The organism is Cupriavidus sp. PB-02, assembly GCF_058252315.1.
This window is the reverse complement of the sequence record NZ_CM177695.1, coordinates 1,202,968-1,216,081: the sequence shown is the minus strand read 5'-3', so window position 1 is coordinate 1,216,081 and position 13,114 is coordinate 1,202,968. Positions and strand designations below refer to the sequence as shown.

Annotated in this window: 11 protein-coding genes and 1 pseudogene; 8 read left to right on the top strand and 4 right to left on the bottom strand. The window is 62.4% G+C overall.

All coding sequences use genetic code 11. The annotated features are described in order from the left end of the window. Positions 1 to 109 precede the first annotated feature (109 nt). Together AC10V3_RS26330 and AC10V3_RS26325 are read left to right on the top strand one after the other, a co-directional pair. On the top strand, positions 110 to 1,414 hold the full coding sequence (locus AC10V3_RS26330; protein ID WP_454752980.1) for a D-amino acid dehydrogenase: 1,305 nt from the start codon (positions 110 to 112) through the stop codon (positions 1,412 to 1,414). Positions 1,415 to 1,875: 461 nt separating this feature from the next. Continuing rightward, positions 1,876 to 2,781 (top strand): annotated as a pseudogene (locus tag AC10V3_RS26325) (glutamate carboxypeptidase). 255 nt (positions 2,782 to 3,036) lie between these two features. On the opposite strand, the gene AC10V3_RS26320 reads toward AC10V3_RS26325, so the two are convergent. After that, on the bottom strand, positions 3,037 to 3,807 hold the full coding sequence (locus AC10V3_RS26320; protein WP_454753544.1) for an IclR family transcriptional regulator: 771 nt from the start codon (positions 3,805 to 3,807) through the stop codon (positions 3,037 to 3,039). Between the two features lie 95 nt (positions 3,808 to 3,902). Here AC10V3_RS26320 and AC10V3_RS26315 point away from each other — a divergent pair, with 95 nt between their 5' ends. From AC10V3_RS26315 to AC10V3_RS26295, 5 genes are all read left to right on the top strand, one after another. Further along, entirely contained in the window at positions 3,903 to 4,883 is a 981-nt protein-coding gene (locus AC10V3_RS26315) for a Bug family tripartite tricarboxylate transporter substrate binding protein (protein ID WP_454752979.1), read from the top strand. 43 nt (positions 4,884 to 4,926) lie between these two features. Then, a complete protein-coding gene (locus AC10V3_RS26310) occupies positions 4,927 to 5,610 on the top strand; it encodes an RraA family protein (RefSeq protein ID WP_454752978.1) in 684 nt (227 codons plus the stop codon). Further along, complete coding sequence (locus AC10V3_RS26305) at positions 5,607 to 6,554, top strand: NAD(P)-dependent oxidoreductase (RefSeq protein ID WP_454752977.1); 948 nt, start codon at positions 5,607 to 5,609, stop codon at positions 6,552 to 6,554. The genes AC10V3_RS26310 and AC10V3_RS26305 overlap by 4 nt, the downstream gene beginning before the upstream one ends. A 105-nt stretch (positions 6,555 to 6,659) precedes the next feature. Continuing rightward, positions 6,660 to 7,640 (top strand): Bug family tripartite tricarboxylate transporter substrate binding protein, encoded by a 981-nt coding sequence (locus AC10V3_RS26300; protein ID WP_022538289.1) that lies wholly within the window; start codon positions 6,660 to 6,662, stop codon positions 7,638 to 7,640. 82 nt (positions 7,641 to 7,722) lie between these two features. Continuing rightward, positions 7,723 to 8,643, top strand: coding sequence for an SMP-30/gluconolactonase/LRE family protein (locus AC10V3_RS26295; protein ID WP_041682025.1), 921 nt, complete (start codon positions 7,723 to 7,725; stop codon positions 8,641 to 8,643). Positions 8,644 to 8,704: 61 nt separating this feature from the next. On the opposite strand, the gene AC10V3_RS26290 is transcribed toward AC10V3_RS26295, so the two are convergent. Genes AC10V3_RS26290 through AC10V3_RS26280 form a run of 3 tightly spaced genes read right to left on the bottom strand, consistent with a single transcriptional unit; the run spans position 8,705 to position 11,853 of the window. After that, a complete protein-coding gene (locus AC10V3_RS26290) occupies positions 8,705 to 9,577 on the bottom strand; it encodes a citryl-CoA lyase (protein WP_454752975.1) in 873 nt (290 codons plus the stop codon). Continuing rightward, a complete protein-coding gene (locus AC10V3_RS26285; protein WP_022538286.1) occupies positions 9,574 to 10,773 on the bottom strand; it encodes a CaiB/BaiF CoA transferase family protein in 1,200 nt (399 codons plus the stop codon). The genes AC10V3_RS26290 and AC10V3_RS26285 overlap by 4 nt, the downstream gene beginning before the upstream one ends. A gap of 60 nt (positions 10,774 to 10,833) precedes the next feature. Beyond that, positions 10,834 to 11,853 carry a Bug family tripartite tricarboxylate transporter substrate binding protein gene (locus AC10V3_RS26280; protein WP_454752973.1) on the bottom strand — a complete coding sequence of 340 codons (1,020 nt, stop codon included), beginning with the start codon at positions 11,851 to 11,853 and terminating at the stop codon, positions 10,834 to 10,836. Positions 11,854 to 12,177: 324 nt separating this feature from the next. On the opposite strand from AC10V3_RS26280, the gene AC10V3_RS26275 reads away from it, so the two are divergent. Beyond that, positions 12,178 to 13,002 carry an IclR family transcriptional regulator gene (locus AC10V3_RS26275; protein WP_490924225.1) on the top strand — a complete coding sequence of 275 codons (825 nt, stop codon included), beginning with the start codon at positions 12,178 to 12,180 and terminating at the stop codon, positions 13,000 to 13,002. The last annotated feature ends 112 nt before the right edge of the window (positions 13,003 to 13,114 follow it).

Sequence of the window (13,114 nt, the reverse complement as noted above, 5' to 3'; positions counted from 1 at the left end):
TGTCAATTGCGCCGACTTACAGACGTTCGCATACTGGTGTAGCGCTGAAATTGCAACAGCGAGCGTCTCTCTCCAGTACGTAACTGGGACAACAACCCCAAACGAAACTATGCATGTATGTGTGCTTGGCGGCGGCGTCGTCGGCGTGACCACCGCTTACTTCCTGGCTCGTGAAGGTCATCGCGTCACTGTCGTCGAACAACACCCGGAAGCCGGCGTGGAGACGAGCTTTGCAAATGGGGGCCAGCTCAGCTACAGCTACGTCGCGCCGCTCGCCGGCCCCTCGGCCCTTCATCATTTACCCGCGTGGCTGCTCAGTAAGACAGCACCATTGCTTTTCCGGCCCAGGCTGAGCCTGGCGCAATGGACTTGGTGCATGCAGTTCCTTCGTCATTGCACTACCGACCGTAGTCGACAGACAACGGTGGAAATGCTGTTGCTCGGCGCCTACAGCAAAGCTGTCATGAACGATGTCATGCTGGATGAAGGCATCGATTTCGCCCACAGCAAGAGCGGCAAGCTTGTTGTGTATCGTGATCCTGTCGAGTTCGAAGGTGCGCAACGGCAGATGGAATTCCAGGCGAAGTTTGGCGCCGAACAAAGTGCACTGGACGCGAAGGCGTGCGTGCTTGCAGAGCCTGCGCTTTACGCAGTGGGCGACAAGTTGGCCGGAGGCATCCTGACCCCCTCCGAAGACGCCGGCGATTGTTATCTCTTCACGCGCGAACTTGGTCGTGTCGCCAAAGAGAAGTATGGAGTCGACTTCCTGTTCAACAATCGAGTCCACGGGCTCATCCGGGAAGGCGGCAAGGTGGTGGCGGTGCGCACCGATTCTGGCGATGTCAATGCCGATTTGTATGTGCTCGCGCTCGGCAATGGCAGCTCAGAGCTGGCAGCCGACCTCGGCATTCGACTTCCGATGTATCCGCTCAAGGGTTACAGCTTGACTGTTCCGGTGGAGGAGGCACATCAGGCCCCTGCGTTGAGCGTAACAGACCTGCATCATAAGATCGTCTATGCCAAGCTCGGTCAGCACCTGCGAATCGCGGGAATGGTTGATATGACGCCCACCGACTCCCACGTCGATGCGGCCCGGATCGAGCTTCTCAGGTCCCAAGCCGCGGCCACGATGCCAAATGCTGGAGATTACTCCGGAGCACAAGTCTGGACCGGCGCCCGTCCGGCCACGCCGGACAGCAAGCCTCTCCTTGGTAAGACAAATTTGTCGAACCTTCATCTAAACACTGGACACGGAGCCCTTGGCTTCACGCTTGCCTGTGCCAGCGCCAAGCTCGTCGCGGACACTTTGTGCGGCCGTTCACCCGCTCTCGATCTGGCGCCATATCAGCTCGCAGGTCGGAACGTGCGCCGCGACTACCGGAAACTTGGCTCGCCTAACCTCGCGCTGAACTAAGCGTCCTTGCCGGTTGCTGCACGGACCACTTACCGCAGCCGGTTGTACGCCCTCCATGAGTCTGTCGCCTCCGCCAATGGGGGCCGTGGAGCGCCACGAACTCACATGCAGCCTTTGGCAAAGAAACGAAATCAATCGAGGAGAAACCCGTGCACGCTATCCGTCTGGCCTTTCCCTTGCTCTTGCTGTGCGCTTCGCTCTCGACACGAGGCGCCGAACCGAACCAAGCGGTTTTAGCACAATCGGAGCAATATCGCGAGGAAGCACTCAGCCTCCTGGAACGCCTTGTAAATATCGATTCCGGTTCTGCGAGTACATCGGGCATCGAGTCCGTTAGCTCAGTTGTGGTCGACGAACTGAAGAGAACCGACGCGCAGATCGAAACAGTGTCGGCTAAGCCTGCTGCTGGCAGTAATGTCCTAGCAACCTGGAAGGGTACCGGCAAGGCTCGGATACTTTTGATGGCACATCTGGACACCGTCTTTCCCGATGGTACCGCCTCGACGCGGCCGTTCCGGATCAGCGATGGTCGCGCATATGGCCCGGGAGTCGTCGACAACAAAGGCGGCGTGGTTCTCGGCATCTATGCGATGAAGGTCCTGAAGGGGCTGGACTTCAAGCAATACGGCTAGATTACGCTGCTGCTCAACACGAATGAGGAGACAGGCTCCAAGGGCTCGCGCGCCTTGATCGAACAGCAAGCAAAGCAGCATGATGTCGTGCTCAACCTGGAGCCGGGACGAGAACATGACGGCCTTACAGTCCAGCGAAAAGGTAGCGGCACTCTCACCATTGAGGTGACGGGCAAGGCTTCGCACGCGGCCGGTCCGGAAAAAGGGCGAAACGCCGTCACGGAGTTGGCACACCAAATCCTGGAACTGAACAAACTTGGCGACCCGGCAAAGCTCACTACTTTGAGTGTGACGGTGGTGAAGGCCGGCACGGTATCGAACGTGATCCCTGATAGCGCCACCGCTTACGGAGATGTTCGCGTTGCGGTGCCGGAAGAATTTGACCGGATTGAACGCGATCTAGTGCGCGTATCAGGCACCACACTCGTACCTGACACCAAAGTGACGGCGAAGCTGGTCCGCGGTTTCCCTCCCATGCCTCGAACGCCCACGACCGATAAGCTCGCTGCACAGGCGCAAGAGATCTACGCAGAGATCGGTAGAAAGCTTGGGCTTGAAATGAGCGGCGGTGCTGCCGATGCAAGTCTGACAGCTGGCGTCGGCACGCCGACTCTGGACGGTTTCGGCATGGTAGGCGCACACCCGCATTCCACGGAAGAGTACGCCGACGTCAACTTGGTCGTACCTCGCCTTTATCTTCTGTCTCGCATGCTCATGCGGCTGTCAACGCAGTAAACCGACAACCAGGTCGCATTTCGAGGTTGGGATGAAAGGTCATTAATTTGCACCAAGAGGCGCCTGCGGCGCAGTCCGGCCAATTCGCGCTTCTTTTCACGGCAGTCCGGCTAATTCCGGTTCTGAGACGGCCGAGCCGCGACGGAATTAGCTGTTATGTGATTGATTTTTTGGCAATCGCAGTCCGGCCAATTCCGGTTCCTCACACGGGGTGCGCGTAACCCGAATTAGCTGGATCGAGTCTCTTCTCCGATATCACGGATGCCAGGTCGACGGCTTCTCAACGTGCATCGCCGGCCGTTGGCTGCCCGCCATGGCATACGAGAGCTTGTTTGCAGCGTCCATAACGGTCTGGGCCAGTTCCAACAACCGCGCTTCGCTCAAGCGGGAGGTCGGTCCCGAAATACACATCGAGCCCAGCAGCCGCCAGTGCAGCCCAAATACCGGTGCTGACACGCTCGAGACTTCGGGCTCGCGCTCGCCAAGCGACAGATGGAAACCGCGGCGGCGGATCATCTCATAGAGTTCGCCGGGCTCTCCCGAGAACGCCAGAATGACCCGGCCAGGGGAACCGCTGTCCAGCGGCAGGGCCGCCCCGATTCGGACGTGATGGCGGATGGCCTGCGGTCCTTCGACGCGGACAAGACATGTTCGCTGCTGCCCCTCACGGACGTAGAACGAAGCGCTTTCCCCGGTCCTGATCGTCAGTTCTCGCAGCACCGGTTCCACGACTTCCTGCACGTTGAAGGTTGCCTGGTAGCACGCGCCCAGCCATCCGGCTGCACGCCCCAGGCGCCAGTTCCCATCTTCCTTCTGCACCAGGTAGTTATCTGCCGCCAACGTGCGGGCCAGCCGCAGCACGGTGGTTTTGTGGATGCCGGTCCGCCGGCTCAGTTCCGCCAGGGACAGCTGTGGATCATTGACGCCGAATGCCTCGAGCACACGCAGGGCGCGGGTCACCGCTATCACGGTGCCCGCAGCGTCGTCGCCCGCAGGAGTGCTGCCAAACTCACTATTTCGATTCATAAGGCGGAACATGTTGCACGGCATGAAACGCCATTGTATGCCGTGAAACGATCGACAACAATCCAATCACAACGAAACGAGATTCGGAGACAGTAATGAAGGCAATTTCCCGTCGCTGCATGTTGGTCCTCGCCGCAGGGCTGATTGTGGCATCCGCCACCACGCATGCAGCTCCCCAGTACCCGACCAAGCCCATCAGGGTCATCGTCCCTTTTCCCGCCGGCGGCGGGACAGACATCATCGCGCGCGAGGTGACCAATACGGTTGCCAAGTCGACGGGATGGGTGTTTGTGGTGGAGAACAAGCCAGGCTCCGGTGGCAACCTCGGGGTGGACGCAGCCGCCAAAGCCCCGGCCGATGGCTACACCATCGTCATGGGGCAGACCAGCAACCTTGCCATCAACCCCTCGCTGTACGAACGGTTGCCGTATGACCCATTGAAGGATCTGGCGCCCATCAGCCTGGTCGCCTCCGCGCCGCTGGTGCTGGTCACGCACGTCAACTCGCCTTACAAGACGATGAAGGACGTGATCCAGGCTGCCAAGGCAAAGCCCGGAGCGATCAATTTCGCGTCGCCCGGCAACGGAACGGTGGCGCACCTTGGCGGCGAGCTGCTGCAAACGACCGCGAAGGTGAAGTTCACCCATGTTCCGTACAAGGGTGCCGCGCAGGCAGTCAACGACCTGATGGGCGGACAAGTCGATCTGTACATGGCATCCGTGCCGACATTGCTAGGGCATATCAAGAACAACAGGTTGCGGCCGCTCGCGGTGACGTCACCGAAGCGTTTGCAAGACCTGGCTCAGGTGCCGACAGTGGCCGAGTTGGGCTATCCCGGCTTTGATACCGCGACCTGGTTCGGCTTCGTCGCGCCCGCCGCGACACCGAAGGACATCGTGGTGCGCCTCAACACCGAGTTCAACAAGGCGCTCAAATCCCCGGAGCTCGCCAAGAAGCTGAATGAACAAGGTGCATCGGTGCTGGGTGGCACGCCTGAGGCGTTCAGTGCGCTAGTCAAGCAGGACATCTTCCGCTGGGCATCGGTCATCAAGGCGTCCGGCACCAAGCTGGATTGACGCCTGCATCCTCCTATCCCTTTCATATTGCCTGGAGTCAACCATGACTTTGCCCAACATCATCAAATCGTTTGAGCGCGTGCCTGCCGAGATCGTGGCGCGGGCCGCCAAAATCCAGCCTGCAGTTCTCTCCGATGTCGGCGGACGCCGCGGCGCGCTGCATGGTCGCATCAAGGCTTTGCGGCCCACCATGAAGGTCGCCGGGACAGCTTTCACCGTCGAAGTTCGCCCCGGCGATAACCTGATGATCCATGCCGCACTTGCCCTTGCGCAGCCCGGTGATGTCCTGGTCGTCGACGGCAAGGGGGATCAGACCTCGGCGCTGATGGGAACGATCATGATGCATGCCGCTCGCCAACGCGGCCTGGCCGGCGTTGTCCTCGATGGCGCCGTCCGCGACAGTATCGAACTAGAGGAGATGCAGTTTCCGGTCTTTTCGGTCGGCACGAACCCTAATGGCCCGACCAAGGAAGTTGGCGGCCGCATCGGGCATCCCATTTCTGTCGGTGGCGTCACGGTGAATCCCGGCGATTTCATCTGCGGCGATGCCGATGGATTGGTGGTGGTGGAGCGCGAAAAGATCGAAGCCTTGCTCGATGCCGCCGCAAAGAAGGAAGAGGCGGAGGCCAGGCGCATTGCCCAGATCAAGGAGGGCAATACCACCGCGCCCTGGCTGCTGGCATCGCTGGTGACGGCGGGCGTCCTGAAGCAGGGAGAAGCGCTGTGACGAACAAGCCAGTCATTATCGTCACGGGTGCCGACCTCGCGCCGGAAGCCCTCGCGCTGCTGAGCGACTATAAGATCGTATTCGCGGGGAAGACTCCGCAGACCGCCGATCTCGTGGCACTGGCAAGGAAGCACAACCCGGTCGGCATTATCGTGCGCTACGGCAGCGTAACCGCCGAAGTCATGGACGCAGCACCCGCCTTGAAGGTGATTTCGAAACACGGCACCGGCACCGACACCATTGACAAAGCCGCTGCGGAGGCGCGCAGCATCAAGGTGACCGCAGCGGCCGGGGCAAATGCCGCCGCCGTCGCCGAACATGCGCTGGCGCTGATGCTTGCGTGCGCCAAGGCGGTGGTGCAACTGGATGCGCGCATGCATGCCGGCCACTGGGACAAAGCGACGCACAAGAGCCTGGAACTGAATGGCCTGACGGTCGGACTCGTCGGCCTGGGTGCCATCGGCCGACGGTTCGCCAGGATGTGCGACGCAATCGGCATGCGTGTGATTGGTTTCGATCCGTTCGCCACGGACCTGCCCGACTATATAGAAGCTGTCCCGCTGGAAAGGATCTGGGAGGCCTCGGATGTCATCTCGCTGCAATGCCCGTTGACGGCCGAGAACAAGGAAATGGTCAATGCCAGCACACTTGCGCGTTGCAAGCCCGGCGTAATCATCATCAATACCGCCCGGGGCGGGCTGATCGATGAAGCGGCGCTGCTCGAAGCCGTTCAGTCGGGGCGCGTGGCGGCGGCCGGCCTGGATAGCTTTGCGCGCGAGCCGCTGTCGTCGCCCCATATTTTCCACGGGCAGCCTGGCTTTGTGCTGAGCCCGCATATCGGGGGCGTGACCAGTGCGGCCTACATCAATATGGGTGTCGCTGCCGCGACCAACACCATCGCGGTCCTGAACAAAGTTCGCGAGCCGGCAGTCGGACAGCAGTAGCGTGTTGGTGTCGGACTGGCGGTGCGTCGCGCCTCGTTTTCCCATGATGCACGCGCCCTACCGCTTATCCAGCCTTTCACGCGGTATAAGAACTATGGAGACAGCATGAAAAAGAAGGAAGGCGGAGCATGGAAGCTCCGAGGCCTGGCGTTCGCCACCCTTGCCGCCATGTCGATGGTCGCTCAAGCGCAAGGCTGGCCTGGCAAGCCCGTCAAGATCATCGTGCCCTACCCGCCTGGCGGCGCCGTGGACGCTGTCACCCGGAAAATGGCGCAGCGACTCTCCGAGCAGACCGGCCAGAGCTTCTACGTGGAAAACAAGGCCGGCGCGACGGGAACGATCGGCACCTCCCAGGTCGCCCGCGCCGCTCCGGATGGTTACACGCTGTTGGCCAACGATACGACCTACGCGCTGCTGCCCCACATCTTCAAGACGCTGCCCTTTGATCCTGCAAAGGACCTGCAGCCGGTTGCGGCATACGTATTTGCGCCCATGGGCGTGGTTGTCAAAACTGGGGGCAAATACAAGACGCTGGCCGATCTGATTGCCGCGGCGAAAGCTGATGACAAGGTTTCGTATGGTTCGGGTGGACCTGGTTCAACCCCCCACTTCGCCAGCGAAGCTTTTGGCATCGCCGCGGGCACGCACTTCATGCATGTGCCGTTCAAAGGCGCCGGAGAGGCTACCGTTGCGCTGCTGAGCGGTACTGTCGACTTCCAGATCGCCTCCATCCCGGGCGTCATCGGACAGGTCAAGGGTAACAAGCTGACCGTGCTGGCCGTCAGCGGTACCAAACGCTTGCCTGCGTTGGCCAACGTTCCGACATTCGCCGAGGCCGGCGTCAGTGGTTACGGTGTGATGAATTTCACCGGGTTGTGGGCACCCAAGGGCACACCCGCCGATGTGCTGGATCGCATCCAGAAGGAAGTGGGCAAGGCGATGGCCACGTCGGACATGCGGACCTATGCTGAAAGCATCGGTGCCGAGCCGGGTTATTGGGATGCCGGGACATTCAGAACCGAAGTGGCCAACAGAACCGCATTCTGGGGGAAGGTTGCCCGCGGTACGGGGTTTCAAAAGCAGTAATGGCCGATTGTTTGCCGGTGAGCGGCCGCGGGTGGGCCTCCAGGTATCAACTGCTATCGAGACTAACAACAGGTGTCAGGACATGTTTCTGCTGAATCCACCGACCATACGAGAAGCGGAGTCGTTTTCCAGCCTTCCTGCCCGCTATCGAAGTCCGCGGCGAACCGAATGGTCAAGGGCAAACCAGGGTGGTCGTGAAATCGACTCCTTTCTCGAGGGCCCCGTCGTCGATGACGAAGGCAACCTGTACGTCACCGATATTCCTAATGGGCGGATCTTCAGGATTGACCCGAAAGGCGATTGGGATCTGGTTGCCGAATGGGACGGCGAGCCCAATGGGATGAAATTCCTGGGTCCTCAGTCTCTGCTTGTCACGGACTACCGCAACGGGCTGATGGAAGTTGACCTGCGCGCCGGCAATGTCCGGCCGTACCTGCCACGCCGCAATACCGAAAGCTTCAAAGGCGTCAATGACCTGACGTTGGATTCCCGGGGGAACGTTTATTTCACCGATCAAGGCCAGACCGGCCTGCATGACCCCACAGGCAGGGTCTATCGGCTGACGCGCGAAGGCCGGCTCGAACTGCTGCTCGCCAATGTGCCGAGCCCGAATGGCATCGTACTGTCGCCAGACGAGCGCTTTCTGTTTGTTGCCGTCACACGCGGCAACTGCGTCTGGCGCATGCCCATGCAGGAGGACGGCAGCGTATCCAAGGCTGGGCAGTTCTTCACGTCTTACGGACCCAGTGGACCGGACGGGCTCGCAATGGACACTGATGGTCGTCTGCTGGTCGCCAACCCGGGGCTCGCCTACGTATGGGTCCTCAATCATCGTGCCGAGCCGGTCGAGGTCATCCGTGGCACGGCTGGCCATTCGCTGACGAACCTGGCGTTTGGCGGGCCGGATCGAAGCACGCTTTACATTACGGATTCAACGACGGGCGAGATTCTGAAAACTGTCATGTCGGTGCCAGGCGTGAAAAATCATCGGACATTCGAGTAAATCGAACGGCTATCGAATGCGGTAGTGATCGTCTCGCTCGTCGCGAGACGTGATCAAGGCCTCAACGCTCCGGCGCCTCCGGCACGTCGCGCTGCGGCGTGCCGTCATAGGTCCACAGGAACTGGCGCGGGATGGGCCCCTTGTTGCGGCCGCCCTGGTTGGTCTGCTCCCACGCATGCGCCAGGATGCCGACCGAGCGCGACAGGCAGAACAGCCCGCGCGCCAGCGGTGCGGGGAAACCGAGTTCGGCATAGATGACGGCAGTGGCGCCGTCGATATTCATCGGGATCGGCTTGCTGCGGCCCGCGGCCAGCGCCTGTTCGATGGCCCGCGCGATCGCTGCGTAGCGCCCCTGGACCACGCCGTTGGCCGCGGCCTGGTCCACCAGCGCCAGCAGGCGCGGCGCGCGTGGGTCGACGGGGTGGAAGCGGTGGCCGAAGCCCGAGACGAACTTGCCATGATGGTCGCGATACTGCTGCAACGCCGCGGCAACCGCATCGTCCATGGTGTTGCCGGCATCGACGCGGGCAGCGACGTCTTCGTACAGCGCCACCGCCTGCTCGCCGGCGCCACCATGCACATCGCCCAGCACGTTGACGGCGGAGGCCATCGCATTGTTGAGCCCCACCCCACAGGTCGCGGCCATGCGTGCGATGGCGATGCTGGGCGCCTGTGGGCCGTGGTCCACCGCGGCCATCAGCGCCGCGTCGAGCAGCTCGCCCTGGCCCGGGCCGGGCAGCTCGCCGCGCAGCATCAGCCAGATCATCTGCGCGAACGAGACGTGGCCGATCAGTTGCTCGATGGGATAGCCGCGGTAGCGGATCTCGCCCGGGCGCATGTCGATGATTTCGGTACGCCACCAGTCCTGCGACAGGCGCTGGCCGGGGTCCATGGTGTTATCGCCGGCGTTGGCGTCCTGGTCGATGCTGCTCATATCGCGCGCTCCTCGCTGAGTTGGTTGATATCTGCGTCGCTATAGCCCAGGTTGCCCAGGATCTCGCGCGTATGCTGGCCCAGTTCGGGCGGCGGCGTGTCGACTGCCGGGGCCTCGCGGTTGAGCTTGAAGCCGGTACGCACAATGCGGATGTCGCGGCCGACGCCAGTGGCATTGGCGAATTCACCGATCATGCCGCGGTCGCGCACTTGCGGATGCGCCAGCGTGTCGGGCACGCTCAGGACCGGGCCCGCCGGCACGCCGGCATCGTTCAGCAGCGGCCACCAGTCCGTGGCCGACTTCTTTGCCAGTTCCGCTTCCAGCGCCGCGGTCAGCGCGGCGCGGTTGGCCAGCCGTGCCTGGCGTTGGGCAAAGCGCTCGTCGGTGGCCAGCTCGGGCTTGCCCACCACGCGACACACGGCCTCGAATTGCTCCTGCTTGTTGGCGGCGATATTGAGCAGGCCGTCGCCGGTGCGGAAGGTGCCCGACGGGCTCGCGGTCATGTTCTCGTTGCCCATCGGCGCCGGGGTCTTGCCCGCGATCAGGTGGTTGGAGACCACCCAGCCCATGGTGGCAAGCGTAGCCTCCAGCATCGACACGTCGATGAAATAGCCCTCGGTGCGCTGGTGGTCCGCCAGCGACGCCGCCACGGCAAAGGCCGCGGTCAGGCCGCCGATGGTGTCCGACACCGGATAGCCGACCCGGTACGGCGCGGTCTGCGGATCGCCGGTGATGCTCATCACGCCAGACATACCCTGGATGATCTGGTCATAGGCCGGCAGCTCCGCCAGCGGACCGTCCTGGCCGAAGCCGGAGATCGCGCAGTAGATCAGGCGCGGGTTGTCCTGCTTCAGCGTTTCGTAGCCCAGGCCAAGCCGGTCCATCACGCCGGGGCGGAAGTTCTCGACCAGCACGTCGGCGCTGCGTACCAGCTTGCGGAACACTTCCTTGCCGCGCGCATGCTTGAGGTTGATGGTGATCGACTGCTTGCCGGGGTTCTGCGCCAGGAACGACACCCCCATCAGCCGCTGGTTCAGCTCGGCATCGGCGCCGAGCTGGCGCGCCAGGTCGCCGGTGCCGGGGGTCTCTACCTTGATGACCTCGGCACCCATATGGGCGAGCTGGTGGCAGCAGAATGGCCCGGCCAGCACGTTGGTGAGGTCGAGCACGCGGATATTGCGCAAGGGCTTTTGCATGGCTGGCTTCCGATGGCGTGGCGCCACGACGGCACGGCCGCCGTAGCGCGACTGGATGGATTATTCGACGCGCGCGCCGGACTGGCGCACGATTTCGCCCCAGCGCGTGTTCTCGCTCTGGATAAAGGCGCCCAGGTCCTTGGCCGAGCCGCCGCGCGGCTCGCTGCCTTCTTCACGCAGCTTGCTGATGGTGTCCGGCTGCGCCAGCGCCTTGTTGACCTCGGCATTCAGGCGCGCCACCACCTCCGGCGGCGTGCCGGCCGGCGCCACCAGCGCCTTCCAGTCTTCCGCCTGGAAGCCGGCGTAGCCTGACTCTGCAATGGTAGGCACCGCCGACAGCAACGGCATGCGCTTGGCCGAGGTCACCGCCAGCGCGCGGACCTTGCCGGCCTTGATCATGGGCATGGCAATTGGCGGCGTGGCGAAATAGAAATCGGTCTGCCCGCCCATCAGGTCGGTCAGCGCTGGCGAGGCACCCTTGTACGGCACATGCAGCAGCTTGATGCCGGCGCGCCGCGCGAACATCTCGCCGGTCAGGTGTCCGACCGTGCCCGTGCCGGCGGACGCCATCGACAGTTGCTTCGCCTTGGCCGCGGCCACCAGCTCGGCAACGTTCTTGTAGGGCGCGTCGTTGCGCACGATCAGCACCACCGGCTGTGCTGCCACGAGCGCCACCGGCGTGAAATCCTTCTGCGCGTTGTAGGGCATCTTGGGGTACAGCGCGGGATTGATCGCGAGGTTGGCGGTCTGTCCCATGCCCAGCGTGTAGCCGTCGGCCTTTGCCTTGGCCACGCTATCGAGCCCGATATTGCCGCCGGCACCGGCGCGGTTCTCCACCACCACGTTCCACTTGGTGGCCATGCCGATCTTGTTGAACACCAGCCGCGACAGCACGTCGGTGCCGCCAGCGGGTGGGAATGGCACGATCAGCCGGACCGGCTGCGAGGGGTAGGCATCGGCCGCAATTGCGCCTGTGGCGCCAACGGCGAGCAACGCCGACAAGGCGCAGCCGAGCAGGGCGCGAGCAAAGGTTTGCCCAGGCGCCGTGGCGATCCGGTGATTAGGGAAATTGTGATTCATGTCGTCTCCTGTTCAGACGGCTACATGTGTCCGTCCGACGAGCGTGTCGCTCTGGTTAAGAAATGCGGGAAGGTGGCGCACTGCGCCGTTGGTCGGCTGGCAGCGCGATGCGCTTTGCCGGGGGACTGCCAGTGCCGTCTACGGGCTCGACGGACGAACCTGCCCAGCGCTCATCGCCCTTTTTCTGTTCTTCTTGATAGAATGCTGTTCTATGGAATAGAACTTTAGTGCCAAGCCAATGCGAGGAGTAGGAGGGTATACCCTTATCTTTCGCCATTTCTGGCGTTGTGTTCTACTAGGCAGAACTATCTGGAGATCCAATCCATGGACGAGAACCATACATCCGCGTCGCGTGACGTTACCGACGCCGCTGCATCCGAGGGTTCCAGCGGCGTGGCCGTACTGGATCGCGCTTTTGCCATCCTTGGCGCATTCGGTCCGACCGATGAGCGCCTGACGCTGACGGAGCTGTCCCGCCGCACGAATCTGTACAAGAGCACTGTGTTACGCCTGCTGGCTGCCCTGGAGCACGGCGGCTTTATTCGCAAGCTGGAGGACGGGCAGTATGCGATCGGCCCGCAGCCACTGCGGCTGGCGGCCATTTATCAGCGCTCGTTCCGTGTCGGTCCCGTCATCGAGCACCTGCTGGAGCAGCTCAGCCGCGAACTCGGCGAGACTGCATCGTTCTACGTCCGGCAAGGGGATCGGCGACTCGTGCTGTATCGCGTCGAGCCGGCGCGCGCCGTACGCGTGTCGATCGGTGTCGGCGATGAATTCCCCATCGACCGCGGCGCCTCGGGCAAGGTGCTGCTCGCCTTCAGCGAGCCCAACGACCCGCGCTGGCGCGAGGTGCGCGAGCGCCTTTGGGCAGTGTCATATGGCGAGCGGGATGCCGAAACCGCTGCTGCCTCAGCGCCTGTATTCGGTGCCATGGGAGAACTGGTAGGAGCCCTGACGTTGTCCGGGCCGAAGCAGAGACTAAGCGCTGCGCCGACCATGTTCGCGGCCGTGGCAACGCTGCTGAAGGTCGCGGGGCAGGCAACCGAGATTCTCGGCGGCAATCGCGCCCGTTTCGATGCCGGTGTTTCGAAGCTGCATATGGAGCAGATCATTGGCAGCGGCGCCATCAGCGCTCAGGAAGCGATGTAGCCAGCGCGTTTTTTCTGCAGCCAGCCTGCGCGCCGCGCCAGCGCGCCCGTGCCTCTCGCGTTGACTAGGAATTGAGAACGTCCTAGTCTAAGTAGGCTCGAAGTGCACATCG

Coding starts and splice junctions, on each gene's coding strand:
- AC10V3_RS26320 (WP_454753544.1), bottom strand. CDS start 3,807: ATGAATCGAAATAGTGAGTTTGGCAGCACTCCTGCGGGCGACGACGCT.
- AC10V3_RS26300 (WP_022538289.1), top strand. CDS start 6,660: ATGAAAAAGAAGGAAGGCGGAGCATGGAAGCTCCGAGGCCTGGCGTTC.
- AC10V3_RS26295 (WP_041682025.1), top strand. CDS start 7,723: ATGTTTCTGCTGAATCCACCGACCATACGAGAAGCGGAGTCGTTTTCC.
- AC10V3_RS26290 (WP_454752975.1), bottom strand. CDS start 9,577: ATGAGCAGCATCGACCAGGACGCCAACGCCGGCGATAACACCATGGAC.
- AC10V3_RS26280 (WP_454752973.1), bottom strand. CDS start 11,853: ATGAATCACAATTTCCCTAATCACCGGATCGCCACGGCGCCTGGGCAA.
- AC10V3_RS26330 (WP_454752980.1), top strand. CDS start 110: ATGCATGTATGTGTGCTTGGCGGCGGCGTCGTCGGCGTGACCACCGCT.
- AC10V3_RS26285 (WP_022538286.1), bottom strand. CDS start 10,773: ATGCAAAAGCCCTTGCGCAATATCCGCGTGCTCGACCTCACCAACGTG.
- AC10V3_RS26315 (WP_454752979.1), top strand. CDS start 3,903: ATGAAGGCAATTTCCCGTCGCTGCATGTTGGTCCTCGCCGCAGGGCTG.
- AC10V3_RS26310 (WP_454752978.1), top strand. CDS start 4,927: ATGACTTTGCCCAACATCATCAAATCGTTTGAGCGCGTGCCTGCCGAG.
- AC10V3_RS26275 (WP_490924225.1), top strand. CDS start 12,178: ATGGACGAGAACCATACATCCGCGTCGCGTGACGTTACCGACGCCGCT.